The sequence below is a fragment of the Mycobacterium sp. genome (assembly GCF_035570115.1).
Taxonomy (GTDB): Bacteria; Actinomycetota; Actinomycetes; order Mycobacteriales; family Mycobacteriaceae; genus Mycobacterium.
In genome coordinates this window covers 14221-37075 of the sequence record NZ_DATMLH010000243.1, presented here as the reverse complement: position 1 = coordinate 37075, position 22855 = coordinate 14221, and the positions used below count along the sequence as shown (strand labels likewise).

Below are 22855 nucleotides of genomic sequence, written 5' to 3'. Positions count from 1 at the left end.
CTCGCCCTGTGCAGCAACCGTTCCGCGTGCCTCCCAGCGCACCGGCACGATTGGTGGTCTTGGCGTCGGGTACCGGTTCGCTGCTGGCCTCGTTGCTGGATGCCGCCGTCGGTGACTATCCGGCCCGGGTGGTCGCGGTCGGCGTGGACCGCGACTGCCGGGCCGTCGAAATCGCCGCCGCGGCCTCGCTACCGACCTTCACGGTGCGGGTGCCCGACCATCCCGACCGCGCTGCCTGGGACGCCGCGCTCACCGAAGCCGCCGCAGCGCATTCACCCGACCTCGTCGTATCGGCTGGCTTCATGAAAATCCTTGGGCAGAAGTTCCTTTCACAATTTTGCGGCCGTATCCTCAACACTCACCCGACGCTGCTGCCGGCGTTTCCCGGTGCGCACGGTGTGGCCGAAGCTCTGGCTTACGGTGTGAAGGTCACCGGCTGCACCGTGCACCTGGTGGACGCGGGCACCGACACCGGCCCGATACTGGCCCAACAACCCATCGCGGTGCTCGACGACGACGACGAAGAGACCCTGCACGAGCGCATCAAGGTCACCGAGCGGCGACTCTTGGTAGATGTGGTGGCCGCGGTGGCGATCGGCGGCATGACCTGGAACGGACGAAAGGCAACGATCGGATGAGCCTAGAAAATGCGGTCGACCGGGAGGATTCCCGGGATTCAGCGAGAAGGCCGATACGTCGCGCACTGATCAGCGTGTACGACAAGACCGGGCTCGTCGAACTCGCCAGCGGGCTGCATGCGGCCGGTGTCGACATCGTCTCAACCGGCTCGACCGCGAAAACCATTGCTGATAAGGGAATCCCGGTAACTCCGGTGGAAGACGTAACGGGTTTTCCGGAGGTGCTCGACGGCCGGGTCAAGACATTGCATCCACATGTGCACGCCGGCTTGTTGGCCGACTTGCGCAAACCCGAGCATGCCGCGGCGCTCGAGCGACTCGGGATCGCGGCGTTCGAGCTGGTAGTGGTCAACCTTTACCCGTTCAGCGAAACGGTGGACTCCGGCGCGAGTGTCGACGAATGCATCGAGCAGATCGACATCGGCGGACCGTCGATGGTGCGGGCGGCCGCGAAGAACCATCCGAGCGTCGCGGTGGTGGTGGACCCGCTCGGCTATGACGGCGTGCTGGCCGCAGTGCAAAGCGGGGGATTCACACTTGCCGAGCGGAAGAGGCTGGCGGCATTGGCTTTTCGGCACACCGCCGAGTACGACGTCGCGGTCGCGGGCTGGATGGGTTCGACGCTGGCTCCCGAGCAGCCGACGATGGCCTTCCCGGAATGGTTCGCGGGCACGTGGCACCGCTCGGCACTGCTGCGCTACGGCGAAAACCCGCACCAAAAGGCGGCGCTGTACACCGATCCCGGCGCCTGGCCCGGCTTGGCGCAGGCCGAGCAGTTGCACGGAAAAGAGATGTCCTACAACAACTTCGCTGACGCCGACGCGGCCTGGCGGGCGGCCTTCGACCACGAACAGACGTGTGTGGCGATCATCAAACACGCCAACCCATGTGGGATCGCGATCTCGTCAGTGTCGGTCGCCGACGCCCACCGCAAGGCCCATGAATGCGATCCGCTGAGCGCATTCGGCGGAGTGATCGCGGCCAACACCGAGGTGAGCGTCGAAATGGCCGAATACGTGAGCACGATTTTCACCGAGGTGATCGTGGCGCCCGCCTATGCGCCGGGCGCCGTCGACGTGCTGGCGGGCAAGAAGAACATCCGGGTGCTGGTGGCATCCGAGCCGCTCGGTGACACCAGCGAGCGGCGGGAGATCAGCGGCGGCCTGTTGATGCAGGAACGCGATCGTATCGATGCGCACGGCGACAATCCGGCGAACTGGACCCTGGTGGCCGGTGCGCCGGCGGCACCGGCCACGCTGGCCGATCTCGCCTTCGCCTGGCGAACCTGTCGGGCGGTGAAGTCCAACGCGATCGTGATCGCCGCCGGTTGCGCCACCATCGGCATCGGCATGGGCCAGGTCAATCGGGTCGACGCGGCGCGGCTGGCGGTGGAGCGCGGTGGCGACCGGGTCCGTGGTGCGGTCGCGGCCTCCGATGCGTTCTTCCCCTTCCCCGACGGCCTGGAGACGCTGGCCGCCGGGGGCGTCACGGCGATCGTGCATCCTGGCGGCTCGGTGCGCGACGACGAGGTGACCGCCGCGGCGGCCAAGGCCGGGGTGACGCTGTACCTGACCGGCGCGCGCCACTTCGCCCACTGACCGTCCAGAAAGCTAAGCGCTGGCCTCGTCGCGGGCGGTCGTCACGTGGCGGATGAACGCGGCAACTTCGTCGACGGCGCGGCGGGCATCCGGGTTCACGTCGAAGCTGAGCTGAAACATATGCATGGCCTTGTGCCACACCTGCACCCACGCCGGCACGCTGTCAACTCGCAGCCGCTCGGCCAGCGCGAAGGTGTCGTTCAGCAGCATCTCGTGGGTGCCGACCTGAAGCAGGAACGGGCCGAGGCCATGCAAGTCCGCCTCCGGCGGCATCAACGGCGGCGGGCGGGTGCCGTTGACGGTGGCGAACACGTCGTAGATGAACTTCACCGTCATGAACGGAAACAGCGCGTCCCGGTGGTCTTTGAGGGCCCGATACTTCAAGCCCATGTCGGCCGAGGTCAGCGGCGAGAGCAGCGCCTGCCCAGCCGGCACCGGCAACCCGGCGTCGCGGACGGCGAGCGCGGTGTCGGCGGCCATCAGACCGCCCGCCGAATCCCCGGCCAGCACGATACGGTCCGCGGCGAACCCGCGGGACAGCACGTAACGGTAGGCGTCTAGCCCGTCGGAGACGGCTTCTTCGATGCTGACCTGGGGCGCCAGCCGGTAGCCGACGTTGAACACCTGCGCCCCGGTCACCGCGGACAACTTGCTGACGAACCGGCGGTGCGAATTCAGCCCGAGGGTCACCAGCGCCGAGCCGTGGAAGTAGACGATCACCCGGTCGGAGTCGCCGACCGCCGGGGCGACCACCCACTCGGCCGTGCAATGCGGCAGCGCGACCGGGGTGACTTCGGTGCCCGGCAGTGCGGGGATCACCCGCAGCGGCTTGTCGATCACATCGAGGCGGGCTCGCTGCATCGCCTCGGGGCGCAAACGGTTCACGACCAGGCCGATGATCGTCAAGGTGGCCAGCACCGGGCGCACGAAGATCGCCGACAACAGGGCGAGCAGGCTGGACTGCCAGCAGGCAGGCCCGAAGTGCGACGTCTCGGGTCGATCGGGCCAGTCGGATGAGTTCACGATACTGAGGGTATCGGGTAGTTGGGCGTCGCCGACTGTGAGCTTGGCATCGGCTCGCGGCGATCGTTGCCTAGGCCACTCGCGCGCCTGAACGACGGCCGACCGTTAAGCAAAGCGTTGCAATTCTGTCGCGGGTCGTCCCGAATCTGTTCCGAACAAGATCGGATCGGAATAGGCTCGAATATTGGGCGCGTCCAGGCGGCGAGTCCTGAGCGATTCGAAAAGTATTCGAGAGGAAGAAATGCGCGCGATAACCAAAAGAACAGCGTCGTTCTCGATCGGAATTGCGGTGTTCGCGTTGGTCGGCGTGGGTTGCCACAAAGAGACCAACTCCAGTCAAGCCTCAAGTTCTGCATCGTCATCCTCGGCGTCCGCAATGACATCATCGGCTGCCGCGGAGCCGTCGACGAGCGCGGCGGCACCGACCTCGACCCAGATCGCCGGGAAAAACGGCACGGAGTACACGGTCGAGGGACCCATTCTGGCGAAGTGGGACACCCTCACCGACGATCAAAAGAAAGAGCTGGGCGCGCCGTACGACAACCAGAAACCCACCTTGGACAACAGTGGTGTCTACCAGCAGTTCGATGATGGCGTCCTGATCTATCGGAATGGGCAGCCCGTCTACTTCGTGTGGGGCAAGATCCGCGACACGTGGAATGACAACCAGGCTTCGCAGGGCAAGTTGGGTTACCCGACCTCGGACGAGGTGAAGGAACCCGACGGCACCTACAAGTCGACATTCGAGCACGGCACCGTCACCTGGAAAGAGGGCGACGAGAAGGCCACCGCCACTTTGAGCTAGTCGGTCCTCGAATTGACCGTAGAAAGGTCGGGCAATCGATTCGGTTGCCCGACCTTCGCGTGTCAGAGGGGTCGTTCGTAGCCGGTCCGACCCGGGGCGGTGTGCGCGGTAGATAAGACGTCACATGACGTCAGGCGGCGGACCGTCGTAGCGTGGAGTGGTGACCGCACCGAACCACTTGCCCCGCACCGTCGGCGAACTGCGTGCCGCCGGTCACCGTGAACGGGGAGTCAAACAGGAAATCCGGGAAAACCTGCTGACCGGGCTGGCCGAGGGTGACGACGTCTGGCCGGGAATCCTGGGCTTCGACGACACCGTGCTACCACAACTGGAGCGGGCGCTGATCGCGGGCCACGACTTTGTGCTACTCGGTGAGCGCGGACAGGGTAAGACCCGGTTGCTACGGGCACTGGTCGGCCTGCTCGACGAGTGGACCCCGGTGATCGGGGGCGCCGAACTCGGCGAGCATCCCTACTCGCCGATCACCCCCGCGTCGATCCGGCGGGCCGCCACGCTCGGCGATGATCTGCCGGTGGAGTGGAAGCACCGCAGCGAGCGCTACACCGAGAAGCTGGCCACCCCCGACACCAGCGTCGCCGACCTGGTGGGCGACATCGACCCGATCAAGGTCGCCGAGGGCCGCAGCCTGGGAGACCCCGAGACGATTGCGTACGGCCTGATCCCGCGGGCGCACCGCGGCGTCGTCGCGGTCAACGAATTGCCCGACCTGGCCGAGCGCATCCAGGTGTCGATGCTCAACGTGATGGAGGAGCGCGACATTCAGGTGCGCGGCTACACCCTGCGGTTGCCGCTGGACGTCTTGGTGGTCGCCAGCGCCAACCCCGAGGACTACACCAACCGCGGTCGCATCATCACCCCGCTCAAAGACCGGTTCGGCGCCGAGATCCGCACGCACTACCCGCTGGAACTCGACGCCGAGGTCGGAGTGATTCTCCAGGAGGCACATCTGAGCGCACAGGTGCCCGACCATCTGATCCAGGTAATCGCCCGGTTCGCGCGCTACCTTCGGGAATCCAACTCGGTCGATCAGCGATCTGGGGTTTCGGCGCGCTTCGCGATCGCGGCGGCCGAGACGGTTGCCGCCGCCGCGCGGCATCGCGGCGCGGTGCTGGGCGAGACCGATCCGGTGGCGCGGGTCGTCGACCTGGGAACCGTTATCGACGTGTTGCGCGGCAAGTTGGAGTTCGAGTCCGGGGAGGAGGGACGCGAGCAGGCCGTCCTGGAACACCTGCTGCGTCGCGCCACCGCCGACACCGCATCCAGAGCGCTCGGTGGCCTCGACGTCGGTCCGCTGGTGGCCGCGGTGGAAGGCGGTTCCGCGGTGACGACGGGTGAACGGGTCTCGGCAAAGGATGTGCTGGCGGCGCTGCCGGAGCTGCCCGTCGTTGAGGCTGTCGCCAAGCGGCTGGGGGCGGAATCCGAGGGTGAACGCGCGGCCGCGCTCGAATTGGCCTTGGAGGCGCTGTATTTGGCCAAGCGCGTGGACAAGGTGTCCGGGGAAGGCGAGACCGTCTATGGCTAGCCGTCACTCGTCGCGGTATTCGGCGTACACCGGCGGGCCCGACCCGCTGGCACCGCCGGTGGACCTACGCGAGGCCCTCGAGCAGATCGGTCAGGACGTGATGGGCGGCACCTCGCCGCGCCGGGCGCTCTCCGAGCTGCTGCGCCGTGGCACCAAGAACATGCCCGGAGCCGATCGGCTTGCCGCCGAGGCTAATCGCCGGCGACGAGAGCTCTTGCAGCGCAACAACTTAGATGGGACTTTGCAAGAGATCAAAAAACTCCTCGATGAGGCGGTGCTGGCTGAGCGCAAGGAACTGGCGCGGGCTCTGGACGACGATGCGCGGTTCGGGGAGCTGCAACTGGACGCGCTCTCGCCGTCGCCGGCCAAAGCCGTGCAGGAGCTTTCCGACTACGACTGGCGCAGCAGCGAGGCGCGGGAAAAATACGAGCAGATCAAGGATTTGCTCGGGCGGGAGATGCTCGATCAGCGCTTTGCCGGCATGAAACAGGCGCTCGAGGGCGCCACCGACGAGGACCGTCAGCGGGTCGGCGAGATGCTCGACGACCTGAACGACCTGTTGGACAAACACGCTCGCGGCGAGGACACGAGTGCGGACTTTGAAGAATTCATGGACAAGCATGGCGAGTTCTTCCCGGAGAATCCCCGCAATGTCGATGAGCTGCTGGACTCCCTGGCCAAGCGGGCCGCCGCCGCCCAGCGGTTCCGCAACAGCCTGAGTGCGGACCAGCGTGCCGAGTTGGATGCGTTGGCGCAGCAGGCATTCGGTTCACCGGCGCTGATGCAGGCGTTGGGTCGACTCGACGCGCACTTACAGGCAGCCCGGCCCGGCGAGGACTGGGAGGGGTCGGCGCAGTTCTCCGGCGACAACCCGCTGGGCATGGGTGCGGGTGCCCAGGCGCTGGCCGATATCGGCGAGCTGGAGCAATTGGCCGAGCAGCTGTCGCAGAGTTATCCCGGAGCGACCATGGACGACGTCGACCTCGACGCGTTGGCGCGCCAGCTCGGTGATCAGGCCGCCATCGACGCCAAAACGCTCGCCGAGCTCGAGCGCGCGCTGGTCAATCAAGGGTTCCTGGACCGGAGCTCGGACGGCCAGTGGCGGTTGTCACCGATGGCGATGCGAAGGCTGGGCGAAACGGCGTTGCGTGACGTGGCGCAACAGCTTTCCGGTCGTCGCGGTGAACGCGATCACCGGCGCGCCGGCGCTGCCGGCGAGCTGACCGGCGCCACCCGGCCCTGGCAGTTCGGTGACACCGAGCCGTGGAACGTCACCCGCACGCTGACCAACGCGGTGCTCAGGCAAGCCGGAACCGCAACTCTCGGCGGCCCGAGCTCGGCCATTCACATCACCGTCGACGACGTCGAGGTCTCCGAGACCGAGACTCGCACCCAGGCCGCGGTGGCGCTGCTGGTGGATACCTCGTTCTCGATGGTGATGGAGAACCGCTGGCTGCCGATGAAGCGAACCGCGCTGGCGCTCGACCATTTGGTGCGCACCCGGTTTCGTTCGGATGCGTTGCAGATCATCGCGTTTGGCCGCTACGCGCGGACGATTACCAGCGCGGAGCTGATGGGTTTGGAAGGGGTGTACGAGCAGGGCACCAACCTACATCACGCGCTGGCGTTGGCCGGACGGCATCTGCGTCGGCACCCGAACGCGCAGCCCGTCCTGCTGGTGGTCACCGACGGTGAGCCGACCGCCCACCTCGAGGACTTCGACGGAGACGGCACGTCCGTCTTCTTTGATTACCCGCCGCATCCGAGGACCATCGCGCACACCGTGCGCGGCTTCGACGACATGGCGCGGCTGGGCGCGCAGGTGACCATCTTCCGGTTGGGCAGTGATCCCGGGCTGGCCCGCTTCATCGATCAGGTAGCGCGGCGGGTCGAGGGGCGGGTCGTGGTGCCCGATCTCGACGGGCTGGGCGCAGCGGTGGTGGGCGACTATCTGCGATCGCGGCGCAGACGTCGTTGACTATGGGGTCTTGCGGTTCTTCCGCTTGATGCCGACACCGCCCCACAGCGAGAAACCGCGGATCCGCACGGTCGGCGCGCCCGGCGTGCCCTCGCCCGTGACATGGTGGTCGAATCCGCCCATCACCCCGTGGCCGTGGATCTCGACGTTGACTTCGGGCGGTAGCAAGATTGTTTGCCCGCCCATAATTGAGCACGCGTGGATGTCGACCTCGGTGGAGGTGAAGTCGGCGTAGCGGAGGTCTATCACCCCGCCACCCCACAGCGCGAACGTCGTCAACTTCTTGGGCACGTTCCACCTGCCGCGCCGCTCGAACGCACTCATGATCGCCAGCAGCAGCATCGACGGAGCGGGCTTGCCCGCGCCGCCCCCAGGGGCGCTGACCGACGACCCAATCAGGTCGGACCGCAGGCTATCTAACTCCGCATAGGTCCGCGCCGCGTATGCCCTGGTGAGTCGGTCTTCGTAGTCGCTCATCTGCAGGCGACCCTGAGCGGCGGCGTCGGTGAGCAACTGGGCGACCTGAATGCGATCGGTATCCGCGGCACGCGTCGGCGCGTCCCGCTCATCATGCACGCCCCGCTGCGCCTTCTTGCTCATCACTTACGAGCGTACGTCGAACAGATTTTGCGGCAAGGCAACTTCGCTAAACTGTGTGCCCACCTTGTTGGGGGGCCCAGCGTGGTGGGCGTTTCTGCAGGAACGCGAGCATGCCCTCGTGTGCTTCGTCGGAGACGAACAGTCGCGCCGATTCGGCGCTGAGCCGCTCGGCGTCGCGGTCGAAGCCGTCCAGGATGGCCGCGGTAGTCAGCGCCTTGGACGCGGCCAACCCCTGCGGTGAGGCGCGCCCGATGTCGGCGACGAGCGACGCCACCGCGGCGCCGACGTCATCGGCGGCCATGGTGATCAGCCCGATCGCGGCCGCCGTGGCGGCGTCGAACGTCTCGCCGGTCAGGTAGTAGCGGGCGGCGGCGCGGGCGGACATCTTCGGCAGCAGGGTCAGCGAGATGATCGCCGGCGCGACGCCGATCCGGGCCTCGGTCAACGCGAAGGTGCTGCGCGGCCCGGCGACCGCGATGTCGCCCGCGCCGACCAGGCCCATCCCGCCCGCACGGACGTGGCCGTCGACGGCGACGATCACCGTCAGCGGCGACTCGACGATCGCGCGCAGCAGTGCGGCCATTTCGCGTGCCCGCTCGGCGGCCATCTCGCCCGGATCCGCACCCGTTGCCGCCGAGCCTTCCGACAGGTCGGCCCCTGCGCAGAAGGTGTTCCCGGTGTGGCCGAGCACGACGGCCCGCACCGCGGGATCGGCGGCCGCATCGCGCAGGCCCTGATGAAGCTGGCTGACCAGCGTGGTGGACAGCGCGTTGCGATTGTGCGGTGAGTTCAGCGTCAGCCGCGCGATGTGCCCCTCGACCGCGTACTCGACGAGCCTGTCCATCAGTAGGACCGGGGCAGGCCCAGCGACGTCTGCGCCACAAAATTGAGCACCATCTCCCGGCTCACCGGGGCGATCCGGCCCAGTCGCGCGGAGGCCAGCATGGCGGCGACGCCGTACTCCTTGGTCAGACCGTTGCCGCCCATGGACTGCACGGCCTGGTCGACAGAGCGCGTCGCCGCTTCGGCGGCAGCGTATTTAGCCATGTTGGCGGCCTCGGCCGCACCCATGTCGTCGCCGCTGTCGTAGAGCGTCGCAGCCTTCTGCATCATCAGCTTGGCGAGTTCGACCTCAATGTGACACTGCGCCAACGGATGCGACAGGCCCTGGTGCGCACCGATCGGGGTAGACCACACCTGGCGGGTCTTGACGTAGTCCGCGGCCCGTTCGAGCGCGAACCGTCCCATGCCGACGGCGCTGGCCGCGCCCATGATGCGCTCAGGATTCAGTCCGGCGAAAAGCTGTGCGATGGCGGCATCTTCGGCGCCGACGAGGGCTTCGCCTGGCAGCCGTACGTCATCGAGGAACACCTGGAACTGGCGCTCGGGGCTGATCAGCTCCATCTCGATCGGGGTGTAGCTAAGGCCGGGGGCATCGGTCGGTACGACGAACAGCGCCGGTCGCAGCGAATCGGACTTGGCTCCTGTGTCTTTATGGGCCCGCGCAACCACCAGCACCGCCTGCGCCTGGTCGATGCCGGAGATGTAGACCTTCTGGCCCTTGAGGATCCAGTCCCCGCCGTCACGACGGGCGGTGGTGGTGATTTTGTGCGAGTTGGATCCGGCATCCGGCTCGGTAATCGCGAATGCCATCGTCAGTGAACCGTCAGCGATGCCGGGAATCCAGCGCTGCTTCTGTTCTTCGGTGCCGAACTTGCTGATGATCGTGCCGTTGATGGCGGGTGACACCACCATCAGCAGCAGCGCGCTACCCGCGGCCGCCATCTCCTCCATCACCAGCGACAACTCGTACATCCCGGCCCCGCCACCGCCGTACTCCTCGGGAAGATTCACTCCGAGGAAGCCGAGTTTGCCTGCCTCCTGCCACAATTCGTCGGTATGCTCGTGTGCACGGGCCTTCTTCAGGTAGTACTCGCTGCCGTATTTGGACGCCCACGCGGCTACGGACTTGCGCAGCGCTTGGCGCTCTTCGTTTTCGATGAAGCTGCTGTCGGTCATTGCGGATCTCCTTCTTGAACGCTTTCGGGCGACTCCACCCTTGCCAGAATGGCGCCCACTTCGACTTGCTGGCCTGTGTTGACGTTGAGCTCGACGAGCGCACCGTCGGTCGGGGCGGTGATGGTGTGCTCCATCTTCATCGCTTCCAGCCAGATCAGCGGCTGGCCGGCTGTGACGGCATCGCCGACCGCGGCGCCAAGCCGGATGACGTTGCCGGGCATGGGCGCTACCAGCGAACCCTTTTCTACCGCCGATCCCGGCTCGGGGAAGCGAGGCAGCGCGACCAGGTGCACCGGGCCGCGCGCCGAGTCGACATACATGTCTGGACCGTAGCGCGCGATTGCGAAACTGCACGCCACACCGTCGCCGTCGGCCAACACGACCTCGACCGGCGTCACCGAGACCAGTCGGGTCGGCTCGTCATCAGCCAGCACCAATCCCGTTCTGGTGAAGCGGTATTCGACTCTGTGTTCGCGGTCGGCCTCGTCGCGGTAGGCCTTCACCTGGTATCCCGACGCAAGGTTGCGCCAACCACTGGGAATCGAGCCGAGGACGGTGGCGGTGACGCGATTGTGTGCCGCGTCGGCGAGCGCGGCGGCGATCGCCGACAATCGGATCGTCGCATCATCGGCCAGCGGAGCCGACAGCTCAGCCAGCCCGTGAGTGTCGAAAAAGGCTGTGTCGGTGGCGCCGTCGAGGAATGCCGGATGACGCAGCACATTGACCAGCAGGTCACGATTGGTGCGCAGGCCGTGTAGGTGAGTTCTGGCCAGCGCGTCGGCGAGCACCAGCGCAGCTTGCGGCCGTGTGGGGGCGTACGAGATCACCTTGGCCAGCATCGGGTCGTAGTGAATCGACACCGCGTACCCACCGGCATTGGGGTCGATGCCCGAATCCAACCGAATGCCGGTTCGCCCGCCCAGTGACGAGAACTCGGACCGAACGACCGGCACGTCGAACGTGTGCACCACGCCCGCCTGCGGCTGCCAGCCTCGGGCGGGGTCTTCGGCATACAGCCGGGCCTCAATCGAATGCCCTTGCGCGGTTGGCGGTTCGGCGTCGAGCCGACCGCCGTCGGCCACGGCGAGCTGCAGCTCGACGAGGTCAAGTCCGGTGGTCTCCTCGGTGACCGGATGCTCGACCTGTAGCCGGGTGTTCATTTCGAGGAAGAAGAACCCGCCGGCGTCGTCGGCGAGGAACTCCACCGTCCCGGCGCCGGTGTAGCCGATCGCCGCGGCAGCCAGCCGGGCCGCCTCGAAAAGTTTGGCGCGCATTCCCGGTGTGCGCTCGACCAGGGGGGACGGGGCTTCCTCGATGATCTTCTGGTGGCGGCGCTGGATCGAGCATTCCCGTTCGCCGACGGCCCACACGGTTCCGTGGCTATCGGCGAGCACCTGGACCTCGACGTGGTGGCCGGTGGGCAGGTAGCGCTCACAGAAGACCGTCGGGTCGCCGAATGCAGACTGGGCCTCACGCCGCGCCGCGGCGACTTCACCAGGCAGAGCCGATAATTCGCGTACCACCCGCATCCCGCGACCGCCACCGCCCGCGGAGGCCTTGACCAGCACCGGCAGCTGGCCTTCGGTGACCGTGTCGGGGTCGAGTTCGTCGAGCACCGGCACACCGGCGGCGGCCATCATCTTCTTGGACTCGATCTTGGAGCCCATCGCCCGCACCGCGTCTACCGGCGGTCCAACCCAAATCAGGCCCGCGCTTTGCACCGCCGCCGCGAACTCGGCGTTTTCCGAGAGGAATCCGTAGCCGGGGTGCACCGCGTCGGCGCCGGCCGCGCGGGCCGCGGCGATGATCTTCTCGGCGTTGAGGTAGTCATTGGTCCGCGGCAGCCGCACCCGGGCGTCGGCCTCGACGACGTGCGGGGCTGCGGCGTCAGGATCGGTGTAGACGGCGACGGTTCCCAGTCCGAGACGACGGCAGGTCGCGAACACCCGTCGGGCGATCTCGCCGCGGTTGGCAACCAGAACTCGAGTGATTCCCATCAGCTCACATCCGGAAGACGCCGAAGTTCGACGTCCCTTTGATCGGGCCATTGGCTATGGCGGACAAACACATTCCCAGTACGGTGCGGGTGTCGCGCGGATCGATCACCCCGTCGTCATAGAGCATCCCGGACAACACCATGGGTAGCGACTCGGCCTCGATCTGGCCTTCGACAGCGGCCCGCATCGCCGCGTCGGCTTCCTCGTCGACTTGCTGGCCGCGTGCCTGGGCGGCGGCCCGGCTCACGATCGACAACACCCCGGCCAGCTGGGCGCCGCCCATCACGGCGGCCTTGGCGCTCGGCCAGGCGAACAGGAACCGCGGGTCGTACGCGCGGCCGCACATGCCGTAGTGGCCGGCGCCGTACGACGCGCCGATCAGCAACGACACGTGCGGGACTGTGGAATTGGAGACGGCGTTGATCATCATTGATCCGTGCTTGATCATGCCGCCCTCTTCGTAGTCCTTGCCCACCATGTATCCGGTGGTGTTGTGCAAGAACAACAGTGGCGTGTTGGAGCGGTTGGCCAGCTGGATGAACTGGGTGGCCTTTTGCGACTCCTCGCTGAACAACACCCCGCGCGCGTTGGCCAGAATGCCCAGCGGGTAGCCGTGCAGCCGGGCCCAGCCGGTGACCAGCGACGAGCCGTACAGCGCCTTGAATTCGTCGAACTCGGAGCCGTCGACGATGCGGGCGATTACTTCCCGGGGATCGAACGGGATGCGCAAATCGGATGGCACGATGCCGATCAGTTCCTCGGCGTCGAACAGCGGCTCGACGACCGGTGCGGGTGCGGGTCCCTGTTTGGCCCAGTTCAGCCGCGCGACGATGCGACGCCCGATGCGGATGGCGTCGAGTTCGTCGACGGCGAAGTAGTCGCCCAAACCCGAGATGCGGGAGTGCATTTCGGCGCCGCCCAGCGACTCGTCGTCGGACTCTTCGCCGGTGGCCATCTTCACCAGCGGTGGGCCGGCCAGAAAGACCTTCGAGCGTTCTTTGATCATCACGACGTGGTCGGACATCCCGGGTACGTATGCCCCGCCCGCCGTGGAGTTACCGAACACCAATGCGATGGTGGGAATCCCGGCCGCAGACAGGCGGGTCAGGTCACGGAACATTTGGCCGCCCGGCACGAACACTTGCTTCTGCGTCGGCAGATCCGCGCCGCCGGACTCGACCAGCGAGATCACGGGCAGCCGGTTTTCGAATGCGATCTGGTTGGCCCGCAGAATCTTTCGCAATGTCCATGGATTGCTCGTGCCACCTTTGACCGTCGGGTCATTGGCGACGATCATGCATTCCACCCCGTTGACGGGGCCGATCCCGGTGACCAGGCTGGCGCCTACCTGGAATTCGCTGCCCCAGGCCGCCAGCGGGCACAACTCCAGGAAAGGGGAGTCGGGGTCGACGAGAAGTTCGATGCGTTCGCGGGCGGTCAACTTGCCGCGGGCGTGGTGACGTTCGACGTACTTGGGGCCGCCACCGCCGAGCGCTTTGGCGAGCTCGGCCTCGATTTCGACGAGTCGGGTGCTCGCCGCCGACGCCGCGTCGGAATAGGCGTCGCCCTTCGGGTCGAGCGTGGATCGCAGGGTGGTCATGACTGATACCCGAGCGTCTTGGCGGCCAGCGAGGTGAGGATTTCGGTTGTGCCGCCCCCGATTCCGATGATCCGCATGTCGCGGTACTGGCGTTCGACTTCGGATTCGGACATGTACCCCATGCCACCGAACAGCTGAACGGCTTGGTTGGCCACCCACTCGCCGGCCTCGACGGCGGTGTTCTTGGCGAAACACACCGGGGCGATGAGGTTGGTGTCGCCGACCAGTTGGCGCTCCACCACATTGCGCCCGTAGACGCGAGCGACATCGATGCGACGGGCCATCTCGGCGAGCGTGTTCTGCACGGCCTGCCGGGAGATCAGCGGACGGCCGAACGTCTCCCGGTCGCGGCACCACTGCGCGGTGATGTCCAGGCACCGCTGGGCGCTCGAATACGCCTGCGCAGCAAGGGCAATGCGCTCGGAGACGAAGGCCTGTGCGATCTGGGCGAAGCCGCTGTTCTCCGCGCCGATCAGGTTGGCCGCCGGCACGGCCGCGTCGGTGTAGGACAGCTCCGCCGTGTCCGAGGATCGCCAACCCATCTTGTCCAGCTTGCGGGTGACCTCAAATCCCGGCGTGCCCTTCTCGACCGCCAGCAACGACACCCCGCCCGCGCCGGGTCCACCGGTGCGCACCGCGGTCACGACGTAGTCGGCACGCACCCCGGAGGTGATGTAGGTCTTGGCGCCGTTGACGATGTACTCATCGCCGGCCCGCGTCGCCGTGGTCCGCAAGTGGCCGACATCGGACCCCCCGCCGGGCTCGGTAATCGCCAACGCGCCGATCAGCTCTCCGGCCAACGTCGGGCGGACGAACTTGTCTATCAGCCGCGCGTCGCCGGACGCGATCATGTGCGGCACCGCGATGCCGCAGGTGAACAGCGACGCGAACACGCCGCCGGGAACACCGGCCTCGTGCAGCTCCTCGCAGATGATGACCGCGTCGGCGCCGTCGCCGCCCCCGCCGCCGGCAGCCTCCGGGAAGTTCGCCCCCAGCAATCCGGCCGCGCCCGCGCGCCGGTGCAAGTCGCGCGGCAACTCACCGATCCGCTCCCACTCGTCGACATGCGGCAAGATCTCCCGCTCGGCGAATGAGCGTGTGGTCTTGCGGAGCTGGTCGCGCTCGGGTGTGTCCCAGATAGTCATGGCAGCAGCCCTTCCGGAATGTCGAGATGGCGGCTACGCAGCCATTCGCCCAGCCCCTTGGCCTGAGGGTCGAATCGCGCCTGGTAGGCAACGCCCTGGCCGAGGAACTCCTCGATGACGAAATTCAGCGCGCGCAGGTTGGGTAGCAGGTGACGGGTGACCGGCAGGTCGGCCGTCTCGGGTAGCAGCTCTTTGAGCGTCTCGACGGTGAGGGTGTTGGCCAGCCAGCGCCACTGCTCCTCGGTGCGCACCCACACTCCGACGTTGGCCGAGCCGCCCTTGTCACCGCTGCGGGCCGCCGCGACCCGGCCCAGCGGCGCCCGGCGGACCGGCGCAGCCGGCAACGGCTCCGGCAGCGGTAGCGGATCAGCCGGGGCGAGCTCGAGAGTATCGGTGGCAGAGGGAATCTCGACGCGGGTGCCATCGGCATGCACTGCGATGTGCGGCACCCGGGCGGCGTCGACGTAGCCGGGGGTAAATACCCCGTACACCTGACCGTCGCCGGGCGGAGCGGTGACCGTGAAGCCCGGATAACTGGCGAGTGCCAATTCCACTGCGGCTGCAGAAAACTGGCGTCCGACGTTCGCAGGGTCGGGGTCGCGGACCACGCAGCGAAGCAGGGCGCTGGCCGCTTCTTCGGTATCGGCGTCGGCGTGGTCGGTGCGGGCCAGGGTCCAGTCCAACTCGGCGGGCTTGACGGTGAGTGCACCCTCCAATTGGCGACGTACCAACTCGGCCTTTTCTTCGATATCCAGGCCGGTCAGCACGAACGTCATCGCGTTGCGGAACCCGCCGATGCTGTTCAGCGAGACCTTCAGCGTCGGCGGCGGCGGTTCGCCGGCCACCCCGCTGATCTTCACCCGATCGGCGCCGTCCGCGGACAGTTCGATGGTGTCCATCCGGGCCGTGACATCCGGATTGGCGTAGCGAGCGCCGCCGACCTCGTAGAGCAGTTGCGCGGTGACGGTGTCAACGCTGACCAACCCGCCGGTGCCCGGGTGCTTGGTGATCACCGACGTGCCGTCGGCGTGGATCTCGGCCAGCGGGAAACCGGCATAGGTCAAATCCGGGACTTCGGTGAAAAACGAGAAGTTGCCGCCGGTGGCTTGGATGCCGCATTCGATCACGTGGCCGGCGACCACGGCGCCGGCCAGTTGCTGATAGTCGGTGCGGTCCCAGCCGAAATGTGCGGCCGCCGGCCCGACGGTCACCGACGCGTCGGTGACCCGGCCGGTGACGACGACGTCGGCGCCGCTGTTGAGGCAGTCGACGATGCCCCAGGCTCCCAGGTAGGCATTGGCTGTCAGCGGCGCGCCCAGCCCCAGTTCCTTGGCGCGTGCCGCCAGGTCGTCACCGTCGACGTGGGCGACCTGGGCCGGCACACCCAGGCGCTGCGCCAGGGCGCGCGCCGCGTCGGCGAGGCCAGCGGGGTTCAGGCCGCCGGCGTTGGCGACGATGCGCACCCCGCGGTCGTGCGCCAGGCCCAGGCACTCCTCGAGCTGGGTCAGGAAGGTCTTGGCGTAGCCGCGATCAGGGTGTTTCATCCGGTCGCGGCCAAGAATCAGCATGGTCAACTCGGCCAGGTAGTCACCGGTGAGGTAATCCAGCTCGCCGCCGGTCAGCATCTCGCGCATCGCGGCGAGTCGGTCACCGTAGAAACCCGAGCAGTTCCCAATCCGGACCGGCGCAGAGGAAGCACCCGAAGAAGCCATGCCTGTCTCCTCCCTCCAGCCTTCAGCCGGACCTCACCAACCAACCGGTAGGTTAGCGGGTACCGCAGGTGTCACGTCAAGGATGGTCCTTCGTGATAGGGGCTGCGCCTGCCAGGTCCGGGTGCCGATTTTTGTGCGCAGCAGGTCACCGACTATTATCAACAGCAACTTCGCTGTCGAGCATGCTTGCGCGGCGACCCCCCTACCAGTAGTAAGGCCCATTATGGCTGTGCCAAAGCGCAGGATGTCGCGCGCGAACACCCGGAGCCGGCGCGCGCAGTGGAAGGCCGCCAAGCCCGAACTTGTCGGTGTGACCGTGGCCGGCCAGCACCACAAGGTGCCGCGCCGGCTGCTCAAGGCGGCGCGCCTCGGACTGATTAACCTGGATCGCCGCTAACTTTTTCGCCATGAGCCTTGCCGCCCGGCAACGACGCGGGCCGCGCTGCGGCCCGCCGAAGAGCTGGGCAATTAGCCCGCGCGCCTCTCAGGCCGCTCTCAGGCGATTGGATGAAACTGGTGGCCGTGCGAATTCTTGTCGTTGACGACGATCGGGCGGTGCGCGAGTCGCTGCGCCGCTCGCTTTCCTTCAATGGTTATTCGGTCTCGTTGGCGGAAGACGGCGTCGAGGCTCTTGAGATGATCGCCGCCGACCGGCCCGATGGGCTGGTTCTCGACGTCATGATGCCGAGGCTGGACGGCCTGGAAGTATGCCGTCAGCTGCGCAGCACGGGTGACGATCTGCCGATCCTGGTGCTGACCGCCCGCGACACGGTCTCCGAACGGGTTGCTGGGCTCGACGCCGGCGCCGACGACTATCTGCCGAAGCCGTTCGCACTTGAAGAGCTGTTGGCCCGTATGCGGGCGCTGTTGCGCCGCACCAGAATCGAAGACTCCGCCGAGTCCGTGGCCATGACGTTCGGAGATCTCACCCTCGACTCGGTGACCCGTGAAGTCACTCGCGGGGAACGCCAGATCAGCCTCACCCGCACCGAATTCGCTCTTTTGGAGATGTTGATCGCCAATCCGCGACGGGTGCTGACCCGCAGCCGGATTCTCGAGGAGGTGTGGGGCTTCGACTTTCCCACCTCAGGTAACGCGCTGGAAGTGTACGTCGGATACCTGCGTCGCAAGACCGAAGCAAATGGAGAGCCGCGATTGATCCACACCGTGCGCGGGGTGGGTTACGTGCTTCGCGAAACACCGCCCTGATGCCCTTGTTCCATCGGCGGAGTCGAGCTCAGCTGCGAGCCAGCACCTCGTTGTCGCTGCGGTGGCGGGTGATGCTGCTGGCGATGTCAATGGTGGCGATGGTGGTCATCCTGATGGCGGTCGCCGTGTACGCGGTGATCTCCGCCGCACTCTACAAAGACATCGACAACCAGCTGCAGAGCAGAGCGCAGCTGTTGATTGCCAGCGGATCGTTGGCGGCCGATCCCGCGAAAGCCATCGAGGGCACCGCCTATTCGGACGTCAACGCGATGCTGGTGAACCCCGGCCGATCGATCTTCACGGCCAACCAGGAGGGCCAGACACTGCCGGTCGGACCGGCGGAGAAGGCGGTCATCCGCGGCGACCTGTTCATGTCGCGGCGCACGGTGGCCGATCAGCGAGTACTGGCTGTTCATTTGCCGAACGGGAGCTCGCTGCTGATCTCCAAGAGTTTGGCGCCGACCGACGCGGTGATGACGAAGCTTCGCTGGGTACTGCTCATCGTCGGCGGGGTCGGCGTCGCTGTGGCCGCGGTTGCCGGTGGGATGGTCACCCAGGCCGGTCTCCGTCCGGTGGGCCGGTTGACCGAGGCGGCCGAGCGGGTGGCCCGCACCGACGACCTGCGGCCCATCCCGGTGTTCGGCAGCGACGAATTGGCACGGCTGACCGAGGCATTCAACTTGATGCTGCGAGCCTTGGCCGAATCTCGGGAACGCCAGACACGTCTGGTCGCCGATGCCGGCCACGAGCTGCGCACCCCGCTGACCTCGCTGCGTACCAACGTTGAGCTGCTGATGGCCGCGATGGAACCGGGTGCGCCGCCGCTGCCTGAACAGGAGATGGTCGATCTGCGGACCGATGTGATCGCGCAGATCGAGGAATTGTCAACGCTGGTAGGCGATTTGGTAGACCTGACCCGAGACGATGCCGGCGAAGTGGTGCACGAACCCGTCGACGTCAGCGAGATCGTCGACCGCTCCCTTGAGCGAGTACGGCGGCGCCGCAACGACATTGAGTTCGACGTCGACGTGAAGCCCTGGCAGGTATACGGCGACTCCGCCGGCCTGTCGCGTGCGGTGCTCAACCTGATGGACAATGCGGCCAAGTGGAGTCCGTCGGGGGAGACGGTGGGTGTCCGGCTCCGGCAGCTGGACTCATCGCATGCCGAGTTGGCGGTGTCCGACCACGGGCCGGGGATTCCGGCGCAGGAGCGGGCACTGGTGTTCGAACGCTTCTTCCGCTCGACCGCGGCGCGGGCGATGCCCGGATCGGGTCTTGGGCTGGCGATCGTCAAACAGGTGGTCCTCAATCACGGCGGCGCGCTGCGCGTCGAAGACACCGTCCCAGGTGGCCAGCCCCCGGGGACGTCGATCTATGTGTTGCTGCCCGGACGGCCGATCCCGCCATTGCAGTACCCGACTCCTGAGGCGGCTGCGGCGAATGTTAATTCCTCGAGAAAAACGGGGAACTCTCCAGGCGCAGCGAACGTTGTCTCAGTCGAATCTCAGACCACGCAGGCAAGGTAGTTCTCCAGTTACTGTTTGAGTCTGAACCGACCGTTGAAGGAAAGAGTGACCTAGCGACATGACGAATCAGCCGAGGTATTCGCCACCGCCGCAGCAGCCCGGGTACGGCCCGGTGTCCGATCAGCGTGGGGCCCCAGGCTATTCCGGTCACGGACAGCAGCAAACCTATCCTCAGCACTACGACTGGCGTTACGGTCAGCAGCCGCAGTACCGGCAGCAGCCGTACGGCTCGTTTGGCGGCGGTCAGCCCGGCCCAGCCGGCGGCCCGCCGACTGCACAATTGGGCGTACCCCGAAAGCGATCGCGCGGAGGAGCTTTGGCCGTCGGTGCGTTGGCGATCGCGGTCGTATCGGCCGGCATCGGCGGTGCGGCGGCGTCGGTGGTCGACCACAACGGTCATCTCTCCATCGCGAGCGACGGATCGACGTTCGGGGGCGCGGCTCCAAGCCTGCCGGCCGGGAACACCCCGGTAGGCACTGTCGAGCAGGTCGCCGCCAAGGTGGTACCCAGTGTGGTCATGCTGGAGACCGATCTCGGTCGTCAGTCCGAGGAGGGTTCGGGCATCATCTTGTCCTCGGACGGGTTGATCTTGACCAACAACCACGTCGTCGCCACTGCGGCTAATCCCGGTCACGCCGCTGCGCCGCGGGAGCGCAGTCCCAAGGAGCCGGACAGCCCGCCGGACCCAGCTGCCCCCCCGGAGTCAGGTGGCCCCCGGGAGCCGGACAGCGGACGGCCCAACGGAAAGCCGAAGACCACGGTGACGTTCTCCGACGGGCGCACCGCAGAGTTCACCGTGGTGGGAGCAGACCCCACCACTGACATCGCAGTGGTTCGGGTGCAAGGCATTTCAGGATTGACACCGATCAGTCTCGGCTCATCAGCGAACCTGCGCGTCGGCCAGCCGGTGATGGCCGTCGGGTCGCCGCTCGGTCTGGAGGGCACGGTGACCACCGGCATCGTCAGCTCACTCAACCGCCCGGTGTCCACGACCGGCGAGACGGGTAACCAGAACACCGTTCTCGATGCGATCCAGACCGACGCCGCGATCAACCCTGGTAACTCCGGCGGCGCGTTGGTCAACATGAGCGGGCAGCTGGTCGGCGTCAACTCTGCGATCGCCACACTGGGCGGTGACTCGCCCGATGCGCAGAGCGGTTCGATCGGACTTGGCTTTGCGATCCCGGTCGATCAGGCCAAGCGGATCGCCGACGAGTTGATCAAGACCGGAACGGCGGCGCATGCGTCGCTGGGCGTTCAGGTCACCAACGACAAGGGCACACCAGGCGCCAAAGTCGTCGAGGTGGTACCGAATGGTGCGGCGGCAGCCGCCGGCCTGCCGGGCGGCGTCGTGGTCACCAAGGTCGACGACCGCACAGTCAACAGCGCCGACGCCTTGGTCGCCGCCGTGCGATCCAAGGCACCTGGCGACAAAGTCACGCTGACTTATAGAGATCCATCGGGCGACAGCAAGACCGTGCAGGTCACCCTGGGCAAGGCGCAGCAGTGATGAGAGTCGCTGCATCGCGGTCGGACCCCAGATATACGGTTGCAACCATGGAACAGAGCGCCGAGTTGGTCGGCAGGGCACTCGTCGTGGTCGTCGACGACCGGACCGCGCACGGAGATGAGGACCACAGCGGGCCACTGGTCACCGAACTGCTCACCGAAGCGGGCTTCGTTGTCGACGGCGTGGTCGCCGTCGCTGCCGACGAGGTGGAGATCCGCAACGCACTGAACACTGCGGTGATCGGGGGAGTGGATCTGGTGGTATCGGTCGGCGGCACCGGCGTCACGCCGCGCGACGTCACCCCGGAAGCCACCCTGGATATTCTCGATCGCGAACTCCTCGGCATCTCCGAGGCCATCCGGGCGTCAGGCTTGTCGTCGGGCATCATCGACGCCGGCTTGTCACGTGGTTTGGCGGGCATCTCGGGAAGCACCCTGGTGGTCAACCTCGCCGGTTCGCGATACGCGGTGCGCGACGGCATGGCTACTTTGAATCCGTTGGCGACCAGCATCATCGGCCAACTCTCCAGCTTGGAGATTTGACTCCGGCATGACCATGCGAGCCGGTGACGACCGCGAGGTGCTACCGCAGACATCGGCGGACGAGCGTGATCCGGACGCGAGTCGCGATGTCGAAGATCATGAGCAATGGCTGCGCGACAACGCGCCCCCGCACCACAGCTGAACCGCCCGCCGGGAACTACTTGTCCTCGATGACGCCGCCCTCCGGGGCGTTGGCGGAGTGATGGGCGGATGAGCTGCCCTCCGACTCGGCGAGCAGATCCCGGATCTGGGTGAGCAGGCTGAGTTCGGTGTCCTCCGCTTGCTTGACCTCACCACGCTTGCGCAACGTGTTGAACGGCAGCACGACCAAGAAGTAGACCACTGCCGCTACCAGTATGAAGTTGATTGCGGCGGATATAGCGACGTTGAAGTCGATGAATTGCCCGCCGCCGATATCGATTTTCAAGAGCCCGACGTTGGACTTTCCGCCGGCACCGATCCGGTTTATCAGCGGCTGAATGACGCTTTCAGTGAACTTGGTGACCAAACCGGTAAACGCGGTACCGATCACCACCGCTACAGACAGGTCGATGACGTTGCCGCGTGAGAGAAACTCCCTGAAACCCTTCAACATCGGGATGTCCTTTCTGCAGTGGGTATGCCACAAAGCAATTGGAGCCTAAGCAAAAACTAGCCGAGTCGGGCTGGCCGTGCGCGAGTTTGCTCTTTATCCGGCCAGACACTCAGTGCAAGGTGAGGGTCACCGTTTGCGCCAATGCCGCTTCAGCCACCGCATTGGCCGCGGCGGCCGGTAGCGCCACCAGGACCACGCGCTCGCTGGTCGCGGCCTGAGCCTTCTGCTTCGCCGAGACCAGGACCACGATCGCGTCGGTGGCAACGACCCTCGCGGTCGCTTGGGAGCTGGTCTCTGACGCGGCGACGATGTCGACGACGTCGCCGGGTCGCACCAGGTCCGCGAGTGCGCTGTCCACTGGATGGACCGGCACGAGCCGCGCGTCTGGCCCCGCGGCCGACTCGGCCAGCCGGCGGCCCAGCAACCGGACGTCTGTCAGCACCTCACCGCGCCGGGCCGGCCCGGCCAGTGTCGAACCGACGATAGTGTCGATGTCGGATTGTGAGCCGTCGGGAATGGTTGGTGTTAAACGCTTTTCGAGCCGAAGATCGTCGGCAGTCAGTGCAGCCCCCGGGCTGAGATCGCGGGCTGCCACCACTACCTGGGCGCGCTCGCCGTCGGGGTTGGGCCGCAGGGCCGCAACACCGGCAAGGACGACGAGCCCGGCCGCGGCGATTCGCCGGGCCAGTAGGGTTCGCGACCAGTCCGGGCGCAACCACTGTGAGATCCGGGCCGGTAGCGACGGATTCAGTGATTTCAGGGAATCCCCCACGCCGCAACGGTAAGTGCGGCTGGGTACTGAGCGCGGCCGCCGG

At 66.5% G+C, this 22855-nt stretch carries 21 protein-coding genes; 11 read left to right on the top strand and 10 right to left on the bottom strand.

The genetic code is table 11. The features are described 5' to 3' along the window. Positions 1–8 precede the first annotated feature (8 nt). Entirely contained in the window at positions 9–638 is a 630-nt protein-coding gene (gene purN, locus VNW74_RS22500) for a phosphoribosylglycinamide formyltransferase (protein ID WP_325680899.1), read from the top strand. Beyond that, the gene (purH, locus tag VNW74_RS22495) at positions 635–2236 is read left to right on the top strand and encodes a bifunctional phosphoribosylaminoimidazolecarboxamide formyltransferase/IMP cyclohydrolase (protein ID WP_325680897.1); all 1602 of its coding nucleotides are present in this window, start codon (positions 635–637) and stop codon (positions 2234–2236) included. Before purN ends, purH begins: the two co-directional genes overlap by 4 nt. A 12-nt stretch (positions 2237–2248) precedes the next feature. On the opposite strand, the gene VNW74_RS22490 is transcribed toward purH, so the two are convergent. Continuing rightward, the gene (locus VNW74_RS22490) at positions 2249–3259 is read right to left on the bottom strand and encodes an alpha/beta hydrolase (RefSeq protein ID WP_325680895.1); all 1011 of its coding nucleotides are present in this window, start codon (positions 3257–3259) and stop codon (positions 2249–2251) included. Positions 3260–3635: 376 nt separating this feature from the next. Here VNW74_RS22490 and VNW74_RS22485 point away from each other — a divergent pair, with 376 nt between their 5' ends. From VNW74_RS22485 to VNW74_RS22475, 3 genes are all read left to right on the top strand, one after another. After that, positions 3636–4064 carry a hypothetical protein gene (locus VNW74_RS22485; RefSeq protein WP_325680893.1) on the top strand — a complete coding sequence of 143 codons (429 nt, stop codon included), beginning with the start codon at positions 3636–3638 and terminating at the stop codon, positions 4062–4064. 157 nt (positions 4065–4221) lie between these two features. Further along, complete coding sequence (locus tag VNW74_RS22480; protein ID WP_325680891.1) at positions 4222–5607, top strand: ATP-binding protein; 1386 nt, start codon at positions 4222–4224, stop codon at positions 5605–5607. Further along, positions 5600–7585 carry a VWA domain-containing protein gene (locus tag VNW74_RS22475; RefSeq protein ID WP_325680889.1) on the top strand — a complete coding sequence of 662 codons (1986 nt, stop codon included), beginning with the start codon at positions 5600–5602 and terminating at the stop codon, positions 7583–7585. Before VNW74_RS22480 ends, VNW74_RS22475 begins: the two co-directional genes overlap by 8 nt. On the opposite strand, the gene VNW74_RS22470 is transcribed toward VNW74_RS22475, so the two are convergent. From VNW74_RS22470 to VNW74_RS22440, 7 genes are read right to left on the bottom strand one after another with little or no spacing between them, the layout of a single operon-like run. Continuing rightward, positions 7586–8185 carry a DUF1707 domain-containing protein gene (locus tag VNW74_RS22470; protein ID WP_325680887.1) on the bottom strand — a complete coding sequence of 200 codons (600 nt, stop codon included), beginning with the start codon at positions 8183–8185 and terminating at the stop codon, positions 7586–7588. A 46-nt stretch (positions 8186–8231) separates the two neighbouring features. Next, positions 8232–9029 (bottom strand): enoyl-CoA hydratase family protein, encoded by a 798-nt coding sequence (locus VNW74_RS22465; protein WP_325680885.1) that lies wholly within the window; start codon positions 9027–9029, stop codon positions 8232–8234. Beyond that, positions 9029–10204: an acyl-CoA dehydrogenase family protein gene (locus VNW74_RS22460; RefSeq protein ID WP_325680883.1), complete on the bottom strand. Its 1176-nt coding sequence runs from the start codon at positions 10202–10204 to the stop codon at positions 9029–9031. Before VNW74_RS22460 ends, VNW74_RS22465 begins: the two co-directional genes overlap by 1 nt. Next, the gene (locus VNW74_RS22455; RefSeq protein ID WP_325680882.1) at positions 10201–12201 is read right to left on the bottom strand and encodes an acetyl/propionyl/methylcrotonyl-CoA carboxylase subunit alpha; all 2001 of its coding nucleotides are present in this window, start codon (positions 12199–12201) and stop codon (positions 10201–10203) included. The genes VNW74_RS22460 and VNW74_RS22455 overlap by 4 nt, the downstream gene beginning before the upstream one ends. A 4-nt stretch (positions 12202–12205) precedes the next feature. Then, positions 12206–13801 carry an acyl-CoA carboxylase subunit beta gene (locus tag VNW74_RS22450; RefSeq protein WP_325680880.1) on the bottom strand — a complete coding sequence of 532 codons (1596 nt, stop codon included), beginning with the start codon at positions 13799–13801 and terminating at the stop codon, positions 12206–12208. After that, complete coding sequence (locus VNW74_RS22445; RefSeq protein WP_325680878.1) at positions 13798–14946, bottom strand: acyl-CoA dehydrogenase family protein; 1149 nt, start codon at positions 14944–14946, stop codon at positions 13798–13800. Before VNW74_RS22445 ends, VNW74_RS22450 begins: the two co-directional genes overlap by 4 nt. Further along, positions 14943–16658 (bottom strand): acyclic terpene utilization AtuA family protein, encoded by a 1716-nt coding sequence (locus VNW74_RS22440; RefSeq protein ID WP_325680876.1) that lies wholly within the window; start codon positions 16656–16658, stop codon positions 14943–14945. Before VNW74_RS22440 ends, VNW74_RS22445 begins: the two co-directional genes overlap by 4 nt. 223 nt (positions 16659–16881) lie before the next feature. Here VNW74_RS22440 and rpmF point away from each other — a divergent pair, with 223 nt between their 5' ends. From rpmF to VNW74_RS22410, 6 genes are all read left to right on the top strand, one after another. Next, positions 16882–17055, top strand: coding sequence for a 50S ribosomal protein L32 (gene rpmF, locus VNW74_RS22435; RefSeq protein ID WP_325680874.1), 174 nt, complete (start codon positions 16882–16884; stop codon positions 17053–17055). 125 nt (positions 17056–17180) lie between these two features. Then, a complete protein-coding gene (locus VNW74_RS22430; RefSeq protein ID WP_325680919.1) occupies positions 17181–17867 on the top strand; it encodes a response regulator transcription factor in 687 nt (228 codons plus the stop codon). After that, complete coding sequence (locus tag VNW74_RS22425) at positions 17867–19393, top strand: HAMP domain-containing sensor histidine kinase (protein ID WP_325680872.1); 1527 nt, start codon at positions 17867–17869, stop codon at positions 19391–19393. Before VNW74_RS22430 ends, VNW74_RS22425 begins: the two co-directional genes overlap by 1 nt. Positions 19394–19451: 58 nt before the next feature. After that, the gene (locus VNW74_RS22420) at positions 19452–20903 is read left to right on the top strand and encodes a S1C family serine protease (RefSeq protein ID WP_325680870.1); all 1452 of its coding nucleotides are present in this window, start codon (positions 19452–19454) and stop codon (positions 20901–20903) included. Continuing rightward, the gene (locus VNW74_RS22415; protein WP_325680868.1) at positions 20903–21445 is read left to right on the top strand and encodes a MogA/MoaB family molybdenum cofactor biosynthesis protein; all 543 of its coding nucleotides are present in this window, start codon (positions 20903–20905) and stop codon (positions 21443–21445) included. Before VNW74_RS22420 ends, VNW74_RS22415 begins: the two co-directional genes overlap by 1 nt. A 7-nt stretch (positions 21446–21452) precedes the next feature. Continuing rightward, positions 21453–21587 carry a hypothetical protein gene (locus tag VNW74_RS22410; protein WP_325680867.1) on the top strand — a complete coding sequence of 45 codons (135 nt, stop codon included), beginning with the start codon at positions 21453–21455 and terminating at the stop codon, positions 21585–21587. Between the two features lie 15 nt (positions 21588–21602). On the opposite strand, the gene mscL is transcribed toward VNW74_RS22410, so the two are convergent. Together mscL and VNW74_RS22400 are read right to left on the bottom strand one after the other, a co-directional pair. After that, complete coding sequence (gene mscL / locus VNW74_RS22405; RefSeq protein ID WP_325680865.1) at positions 21603–22040, bottom strand: large-conductance mechanosensitive channel protein MscL; 438 nt, start codon at positions 22038–22040, stop codon at positions 21603–21605. Between the two features lie 109 nt (positions 22041–22149). Then, a complete protein-coding gene (locus VNW74_RS22400; RefSeq protein ID WP_325680863.1) occupies positions 22150–22812 on the bottom strand; it encodes an SAF domain-containing protein in 663 nt (220 codons plus the stop codon). Between the last annotated feature and the right edge of the window lie 43 nt (positions 22813–22855).

Coding starts and splice junctions, on each gene's coding strand:
- mscL (WP_325680865.1), bottom strand. CDS start 22,040: ATGTTGAAGGGTTTCAGGGAGTTTCTCTCACGCGGCAACGTCATCGAC.
- VNW74_RS22425 (WP_325680872.1), top strand. CDS start 17,867: ATGCCCTTGTTCCATCGGCGGAGTCGAGCTCAGCTGCGAGCCAGCACC.
- VNW74_RS22440 (WP_325680876.1), bottom strand. CDS start 16,658: ATGGCTTCTTCGGGTGCTTCCTCTGCGCCGGTCCGGATTGGGAACTGC.
- VNW74_RS22455 (WP_325680882.1), bottom strand. CDS start 12,201: ATGGGAATCACTCGAGTTCTGGTTGCCAACCGCGGCGAGATCGCCCGA.
- VNW74_RS22460 (WP_325680883.1), bottom strand. CDS start 10,204: ATGACCGACAGCAGCTTCATCGAAAACGAAGAGCGCCAAGCGCTGCGC.
- VNW74_RS22475 (WP_325680889.1), top strand. CDS start 5,600: ATGGCTAGCCGTCACTCGTCGCGGTATTCGGCGTACACCGGCGGGCCC.
- purH (WP_325680897.1), top strand. CDS start 635: ATGAGCCTAGAAAATGCGGTCGACCGGGAGGATTCCCGGGATTCAGCG.
- VNW74_RS22445 (WP_325680878.1), bottom strand. CDS start 14,946: ATGACTATCTGGGACACACCCGAGCGCGACCAGCTCCGCAAGACCACA.
- VNW74_RS22415 (WP_325680868.1), top strand. CDS start 20,903: ATGAGAGTCGCTGCATCGCGGTCGGACCCCAGATATACGGTTGCAACC.
- VNW74_RS22485 (WP_325680893.1), top strand. CDS start 3,636: ATGACATCATCGGCTGCCGCGGAGCCGTCGACGAGCGCGGCGGCACCG.
- rpmF (WP_325680874.1), top strand. CDS start 16,882: ATGGCTGTGCCAAAGCGCAGGATGTCGCGCGCGAACACCCGGAGCCGG.
- VNW74_RS22470 (WP_325680887.1), bottom strand. CDS start 8,185: ATGAGCAAGAAGGCGCAGCGGGGCGTGCATGATGAGCGGGACGCGCCG.
- VNW74_RS22420 (WP_325680870.1), top strand. CDS start 19,452: ATGACGAATCAGCCGAGGTATTCGCCACCGCCGCAGCAGCCCGGGTAC.
- VNW74_RS22410 (WP_325680867.1), top strand. CDS start 21,453: ATGACCATGCGAGCCGGTGACGACCGCGAGGTGCTACCGCAGACATCG.
- VNW74_RS22450 (WP_325680880.1), bottom strand. CDS start 13,801: ATGACCACCCTGCGATCCACGCTCGACCCGAAGGGCGACGCCTATTCC.
- VNW74_RS22465 (WP_325680885.1), bottom strand. CDS start 9,029: ATGGACAGGCTCGTCGAGTACGCGGTCGAGGGGCACATCGCGCGGCTG.